The sequence below is a fragment of the Brevundimonas sp. genome, from assembly GCF_032017145.1.
Classification (GTDB): domain Bacteria; phylum Pseudomonadota; class Alphaproteobacteria; order Caulobacterales; family Caulobacteraceae; genus Brevundimonas.
This window is the reverse complement of record NZ_DALZQC010000140.1, coordinates 1-6,937: the sequence shown is the minus strand read 5'-3', so window position 1 is coordinate 6,937 and position 6,937 is coordinate 1. Positions and strand designations below refer to the sequence as shown.

Below are 6,937 nucleotides of genomic sequence, written 5' to 3'. Positions count from 1 at the left end.
GGCGGCGCGTCGCGGCGACGCGCGTGCGGTGCGGACCGAGGCGGCGGGCATCGCCGCGCTGTTGGCCGACAAGGCGTTCAAGGGACCGATGGCGGATCGCCAGACCGGCTTCGCCGAACTGTTCCAGAAGGTGCTGGAGGGGCGGGCGGCCATGATCGAGGCCGACTATCCCGCCGCCATCGCCGCCTATGGCCGGGCCGCGCAAATCCAGGCGATGAACCCCGAAGGCGGCGATCCGCCGATGATCTGGTATCCGACGCGCCGCAGCCTGGCGGCCGCCCTGCTGGCGTCGGGCGATGCGGCGGGGGCCAAGGCCAAGGTCGGCGAACTGCTGAAGGACTGGCCGAACGATCCCTACAGCTATTACGTCCTGTATCGCGCCGAACAGGCGATGGGCGACGAGGCGGCCGCCAACGACGCCCTGCGCCACGCGGGCGTCGAATGGATCGGCGGGCAGATGACCTTGGCCGAGGCTTAGCGCCCCCGGGCGAACACGGACGGCACGTCGCAGCGCCAGGTCTTCAGCCGCATCGTGATGGCGAAGGCCTCGATCTGCGACAGCACGCCAAGTCCGAAGGTCAGCCACAACAGCCAACTGGCCTGGCCAAACACGAACAGCTGAACGAACAGCGCCCACAGACACAGGCAGAACAGTTTGGACAGCCAGTGGTGAGGAGAAGCCTCGCGCCGAAAGCGGGCGAAGCTGACGGCGTGGTTGGCGATCTCCAAGACGAGCAGGATCAAGGCCAGCGGCCCCACCACGGCCGCCAGGGCGGGATGCATCAGCCACAGGGCCAAGGCGGCCCCCAACCAGAAGATCACGTCCGCCCGACCGTCCCAGCGTCGAAGTGTCGGGGTGACCAGCTTCAGCCGCCGCGCGATGACGCCGTCGAAGATGTCGGACAACACCGCCAGCGACAGCAGGATCGCGGCCGCCCCGCCCGCCTGGGGCGCGATGATCGCCAGGCCGACCAGCGCGGGCGCGCACAGCAGCCGAAAGACGACCAGAGCCCAGGGCAGGCGGTTCAGCATGGCGGGCCTACTTCTTCGCGGCCTCGATCATCTTGCCGATCTCGGCAGGGTCGATGCTGGCGGCGGCCTTGCCGTTGACGAAGAAGGTGGGGGTGCCTTGCAGGCGCAGGGCGGCGGCCGTGGTGTGGATGTCGGCGATGTGGCGGGTGGTCTCGGGCGAGGCCAGGGTCGCCTTGGCGCGGGTCATGTCCACGCCATGCGCGGCCAGGATGGCGTCGATGGACTGAAGGGTCAGGGCGCGTTCGTTCATCAGCGCGTCGTACACCTCCAGATACTTGCCCTGTTGATGCGCGGCCAGGGCGGCGCGGGCGGCGTATTGCGAGGTGACGTCGTCTCCGCGGTCCAGGATGGGCCAGTCCTTGAAGACGAAGCGAACCTCGGGGTGGGCGGCCATCAGGGCGCGGTAGTCATGGGCCACGGCCTTGCAGCCGGGGCAGCGGAAGTCGAAGAATTCGATCACCGTGACCTTGGCGTCCGCCGGACCGAAGGCGGGGTCGCGGCTGTCGGGGGCCAACAGGCCCGCGTTGGCGGCGACGGCGGCGTTGGTCTCGTCTACGCGGGCCTGGCCCTCCTTGGCCTGAAGCGCCTGGCTGGCCTCCTGCAAGACCTCGGGGTGGGCCAGCAGATAGGCGCGGACGTTGGAGCCGCCGGTGAAATAGGGGGCGGCCGCCAGACCCAAGGCGACGACCGACAGGCCCAGGGCGATGTAGCCGGCGCGCCCGCCGCTCAGCAGCCCCGCCGTCCTGGGCTGGGGCGCGGTTTGGGGTTCGGGTGCAGGCGCGGGGGCGTCGTCGGTCATGGATACTCGCAGTCGGGAAAATCAGTTCAGGGTCGTGGGCCGGCGGGCGGCCTCGCGTTGGTCCAGGTCGCGCAGGTCGTCGGGCGTGGCGCCCGAGGCCAGGACGATGTCCACCGCCCGGCGCCATTCGATGGAGCCGGGGTCCAGCATGGACCGGGCGCGCAGGGCGAACTGGGTCGCCTGTTTCTCGTCGCCGCCCGCGAAATAGTATTCGGCCGAGGCCAGGCGCGCCTCGCCCTCCTTGCCCTGGGCGGCGTAGGCCTGGGCCAGCAGGCGCCAGGCCATGGTGTTGTCCTTCTCGGCGACGACCGCGCGTTTCAGCTGGTCGATGGCCTCGTCCAGATTGGCCTTGTCATTGGTTTCGATCAGGGCGTGGGCCAGGTTGACGCGAAGCAGGGGGGCGTCGGGCTTCAGCCGCACGGCCTCGCGGTGAGAGGCGACGGCCTCGGCCGGTCGGCCCTCCTCGAACAGGATCTGGCCCTTCAGCTCCTGGAAATAGGGGTTCGCGACATCGCCGGCGATCAGGGCGTCCACGGCCGCCAGGGCCTTGTCCGTCTGGCCGTCGCGATACCAGGCGATGGCGCGGGCGTAGCGGCCGGGCAGGGAGACGTCGGTGGACGGATAGTCCCGCAGCGTGGCGGTGGGCGCGTCCATGAAGGCGTGGATCTTGGCCAGGATCAGGGCGTGCTGGGCCACCCGCTCGGGGCTGTCGCGATGGTCGTAGTGCGGCTGTTCCTGCACATAGCGACGCAGGGTCTCGATACGCTGGGACGACAGGGGGTGGCTGCGAAAATAGGGATAGCGCCGGGCGTCGGAGAAGACCTCCTGCGAGCGGAAGTTGTCGAAGAAGGACACCAGGCCCGCGCCGGATTCGCCGGCCGCCTCCAGGCCGCGCGCGCCGGTCAGATCGGCCTCGCCCTCCTGACCCTGCATGTAGCGCAGGGCGCCCAGGGCGCCGAAATACTGGCTGGATCCCAGCAAGGCCACGCCCGCGTCGGGCGCGCCCGCCGCGATGGCCAGGGCGCCCAGGGCCATGGTCATGAACATCGGCTGTTTGCCGGCGTTCTGGGCGCCGTCGCGCAGGGTGTGGCGGTTCTTGATGTGTCCAGCCTCGTGCGCCATCACGCCCAGCAGCTCGTTGGGCGTCTTGGTGCGTAGGATCAGGCCGGTGTTGACGCCCATGATCCGCCCGCGCGTGGCGAAGGCGTTCAGTTCGTCGTCATTGACCAGCAGGACCTGGATGTCGGACGGGTTGAGCCCCATGGCCGTGAAGACCGGGTCGGCCCATTCGCGCACGATCCCCTCGACCTCGGTGTCGCGGATCAGGCTCTGCGCGGCGGCCTGGCCGGCGACGGACAAGGCCATCAAGGCCGTCGCCGCCGCCGCCAGAAGACGGGATGCAGATCGGGGAAGCCACCTCATGGCTGAACTCCAATAGCGACCGGCCCCCGCCTGCATCCTGACAATCTAATCGTGACCGATCAGCGGCGCCACCATCCGCGCTTGGGCTTTTCGGGCGGTGCGACGATCTGGTTGGGATCCTCGGCGATGATGGCCTCGACGTCGATCTCGGGCTTGGGCGCGACGAAGGGTTCGGCCAGGACGGCGGGCGAGGGCTCGACCGGCGACGGCGCAGGCGCGGCGGGCTGCTCGACCGGGGCGATCTCGACCGTCTCCGAAACCAGCGCCTCGTGCGGGGTCACGTCCAGATCGGCCGGTTCGCCTTCCACCGTCGCCTCGTTCGGCTCGATGGCCGTGTCGGGGTGCGGCTCGGTCGCGATCTCGACGTTGGCGCTGGCCGACTTGCGACGCACGCGGCGACGTTGCGGTTCGGGCGCAAGGGCCGGCGCGGCGGCCTCGATGGTCTCGCCGGTCGGTTCGACCATCACCGCCATCGGGGTGTCGGGCGAGCCGTCGGGCGGCATGCCTTCGTTGGTGGCGCGGTTCTCGACCTTGATCTCGTGCGCCGCGCCGGCCTCGCCGCCACGACCTCGACCGCGACGACGGCGGCGACGCGAGCGGCCGCCTTCCTCGTTCGTGGTTTCGGCATTGGCTTCATCAACCGTCGCACTCAGAGGCTCGACGCCAGCGTCAGCTTCAGGACGCCCGGCGCGTTCAGGGCGCTCGCTGCGGCCTTCGCCGCGACCGGGGTTCAGCGGGTCGAACCAGACATAGGGATCGTCCAGCGAGGGCGTGCGGCCGCGCACCCAGGTATAGACGTCGCGCTCTCCGTCCTCGCGCATCCGGCGACCGCCGCGACGGCCGCGACGGCGACGACGGCCGTTCTCGTCTTCCTCGTCGTCAGAGGCGTCGTCTGCGGACACGGCGTCCACGGCCTCCTCGTCGCGCCGACCGCCGCGACGACGGCGACGGTTGCGACCGCGGCCGTTTCCGTCGTGACGCTCCGACCGCTCGCGTGGTTCGTCGTCGTCGGTGTCCTCGCGCTCCAGCGAGTCCTCGTCGTCGTCCTCGTCGTCGGCGACGACTTCCTCGTCCTCGTCGTCCTCTTCGTCCTCATAGAGCGAGGCGTCGAAGTCGTCGTCCAGATCGGGCATTTCGATCTCGGGCGCGACGAAGTCCTCGTTGGTCTCGGTGCGCTCGATACTGTGTTCGCCCTGACCCAGGCTGTGGTCGATCTGGACGATGACGTTCAGGCCGCGACGTTCCAGCAGGGCCTGCAGATAGGCGCGCTTGTGGTTCAGTATATACAGGCCGACGGCGGTGCAGACCTTCAGCACAACGACGCCTGCGCCGTTCTTGCCGGCCTCGATATCGACCGCGCGCAGGGTCATCAGGGCGGCGGATTCGGCCGAGCGGATGCGGCCGGTGCCTTGGCAGTGGGGGCAGGCCTCGGTGGCGCCTTCGATCACGCCCAGGCGGCGGCGTTGGCGGCTGATCTCCATCAGGCCGAAGGGCGAGATGCGGCCCATCTGGATGCGGGCGCGGTCGGACGACAGGGCGTCCTTCAGCACCTTCTCGACAGCGCGGTTGTTCTTGCCCTCGTCCATGTCGATGAAGTCGATCACGACCAGGCCGGCCAGGTCGCGCAGGCGCAGCTGGCGGGCGGCCTCGACGGCCGCCTCCATATTGGTCTTGAACGCCGTCTGTTCGACGTTGCGTTCCTTGGTGGCGCGGCCGGAGTTGACGTCGATGGCCACCAGGGCCTCGGTCTGGTTGATGACCAGATAGCCGCCCGACTTCAGCGGCACGACCGGCTGGTGGATCTGGGTCAGCAGTTCCTCGATGCCGTTGGCCGCGAACAGAGGCCGCGAGCCGCGATACAGGTGAACCTTCCTGGCCTGGGCCGGCATCAGCACGCGCATGAAGTCGCGCGCTTCCTTGAAGCCCTCGACGCCCTCGACCTGGATGCCGTCGAAGTCCTTGTCGAACATGTCGCGCACGGCGCGGCGGACCAGGTTCTCTTCCTCGTAGATCACCGAGGGGGCGTGAGAGGCCAGGGTGGTCTCGCGGATCGTCTCCCACAGGCGCAGCAGGTATTGATAGTCGCGCTTGATCTCGGCCTTGGTGCGCTTGGCGCCGGCGGTGCGGATGATCAGGCCCATGCCTTTCGGCACGTCGAGCGCAGCGACCGCGCTCTTCAGGCGGCGACGGTCCGAGGTGTTGGTGATCTTGCGGGAAATGCCGCCGCCCTTGCCCGTGTTGGGCATCAGCACGCAGTAGCGACCGGCCAGCGACAGCCAGGTGGTCAGGGCCGCGCCCTTGGCGCCGCGTTCGTCCTTGACGACCTGCACCAGAAGAATCTGGCGGCGCTTGATCACGTCCTGGATCTTGTAGCGACGCATCAGGCGGCGCTTCAGCCGCTCTTCGTCCGCCAGGGCGGCTTCCGGGTCGATGTCGTCGCCGGTCGATTCGCGATCCAGATCGTCCTCGTCCTCGTCGTCGTGCGCCTCGGCCATGATGGCTTCGCGGTCGGCGACGGGAATCTGGTAATAGTCCGGGTGGATTTCGTTGAAGGCCAGGAAGCCGTGGCGATTGCCGCCGTATTCGACGAAGGCGGCCTGAAGGCTGGGCTCTACCCGCGTGACCTTGGCGAGGTAGATGTTGCCGCGAAGCTGGCGCTTCGCACGGGATTCGAAATCGAATTCCTCAATCTGGCGCCCGTCCACGATGGCGACCCGGGTTTCCTCCGGGTGGGCCGCGTCGATCAGCATGGTCTTTGACATGGAATATCTCTCTCTGGCGCGCGCTGGCCGGCCGGCCCGGAACACCGGGTCGGATCATGGCGGCTCGCCGAATGAAGCTAGGGGCCGGCGCGCGCGACATCCCCTCGCCGAGAACGGCGAAGCGGGCTTGATCAAGCCGTTGGGGTGCGCAGGCGTTAAGGCCCATGGAAGTCGTCGGTCCTGAACCGGGCGCGCCAATCCCTTGGGAAGGCCGCGTCCCTGGTCCGCTCTTCGAACCCTCGGCGATGCCGGGAGATTCTAGGATTGGTGAAAGTCATCGCCGCGAGGAGGGCGCGCCAGGCTTCGCAGGGGGCGAAATCGGCGCGATCGGTTCGCGAGCGGTCACAGCATAGTCACGCAATTCGCGAATTAAAAGGCGTCGGCCTTAACCCCCTGAATACGAGCGTCTGGCATCCTGGGGGCAGAGTAGGCTTTCAGTAGGTTCGCCGGCGCAAATGAGCGGTCGCGTTTTGACAGGTCTGATGCGCTGGGGCGCGAAGGAATGGGCGATGACCGCCCTGGCCTTCGCGGTCATCTGCGCCGTGGGTCTGTTCGGCACGCGCGGCTTTGCCTGGGGCGCCCAGGGCGATGTGCTCAGCGTGCGCTTCGGCGCCGACGGCGACCGGACCCGCGTGGTCATCGATCTGGAAAAGGCGGCGCAGGGCCGGGTGGTGGACGCCGGCGGGCAGGGGCGCGTCACCCTGGCGCTGAACGGTGTGGCGCCGGGCCGGGGGCTGAACGGGGACGGATCGGGACTGGTGCGATCCTACGCCGTATCGGCCTCGGGCGGATCGTCGCGCCTCCAGCTGGAGCTGGCGCGCGGCAGCGAGATCGAGCGGCGCTTCCTGCTGCCGCCCGGCGACGGGGTCAGCCACTATCGCTATGTCATCGACCTGAAGGCGGTGGGCGGCGCCGTCGCGGC

General features: G+C 68.8%; 4 protein-coding genes and 2 pseudogenes. 2 read left to right on the top strand and 4 right to left on the bottom strand.

Translation table 11 applies throughout. From position 1 onward, the window contains the following. A pseudogene (locus tag RTU05_RS16340) lies at positions 1-478 on the top strand (hypothetical protein); the annotation flags it as partial. Here the strand turns inward: RTU05_RS16340 and RTU05_RS16335 are convergent. Genes RTU05_RS16335 through RTU05_RS16320 form a run of 4 tightly spaced genes read right to left on the bottom strand, consistent with a single transcriptional unit; the run spans position 475 to position 6,015 of the window. Beyond that, on the bottom strand, positions 475-1,032 hold the full coding sequence (locus RTU05_RS16335) for a CDP-alcohol phosphatidyltransferase family protein (RefSeq protein ID WP_312599388.1): 558 nt from the start codon (positions 1,030-1,032) through the stop codon (positions 475-477). The pseudogene RTU05_RS16340 and the gene RTU05_RS16335 overlap by 4 nt on opposite strands. Positions 1,033-1,039: 7 nt before the next feature. Beyond that, positions 1,040-1,831, bottom strand: coding sequence for a thioredoxin domain-containing protein (locus RTU05_RS16330; RefSeq protein ID WP_312599387.1), 792 nt, complete (start codon positions 1,829-1,831; stop codon positions 1,040-1,042). 21 nt (positions 1,832-1,852) lie between these two features. Then, positions 1,853-3,253: a M48 family metalloprotease gene (locus RTU05_RS16325; protein ID WP_312599386.1), complete on the bottom strand. Its 1,401-nt coding sequence runs from the start codon at positions 3,251-3,253 to the stop codon at positions 1,853-1,855. Between the two features lie 59 nt (positions 3,254-3,312). Then, positions 3,313-6,015, bottom strand: a complete 2,703-nt coding sequence (locus tag RTU05_RS16320) for an Rne/Rng family ribonuclease (RefSeq protein ID WP_312599385.1) — start codon at positions 6,013-6,015, stop codon at positions 3,313-3,315. Positions 6,016-6,524: 509 nt separating this feature from the next. Between RTU05_RS16320 and RTU05_RS16315 the strand changes: the two are divergent. Next, positions 6,525-6,937: pseudogene (locus RTU05_RS16315) on the top strand (N-acetylmuramoyl-L-alanine amidase); the annotation flags it as partial.

What these genes read in the sequence shown, in the direction of transcription:
- RTU05_RS16335 (WP_312599388.1), bottom strand. Translation starts at nt 1,032, where the DNA reads ATGCTGAACCGCCTGCCCTGGGCTCTGGTCGTCTTTCGGCTGCTGTGC.
- RTU05_RS16330 (WP_312599387.1), bottom strand. Translation starts at nt 1,831, where the DNA reads ATGACCGACGACGCCCCCGCGCCTGCACCCGAACCCCAAACCGCGCCC.
- RTU05_RS16325 (WP_312599386.1), bottom strand. Translation starts at nt 3,253, where the DNA reads ATGAGGTGGCTTCCCCGATCTGCATCCCGTCTTCTGGCGGCGGCGGCG.
- RTU05_RS16320 (WP_312599385.1), bottom strand. Translation starts at nt 6,015, where the DNA reads ATGTCAAAGACCATGCTGATCGACGCGGCCCACCCGGAGGAAACCCGG.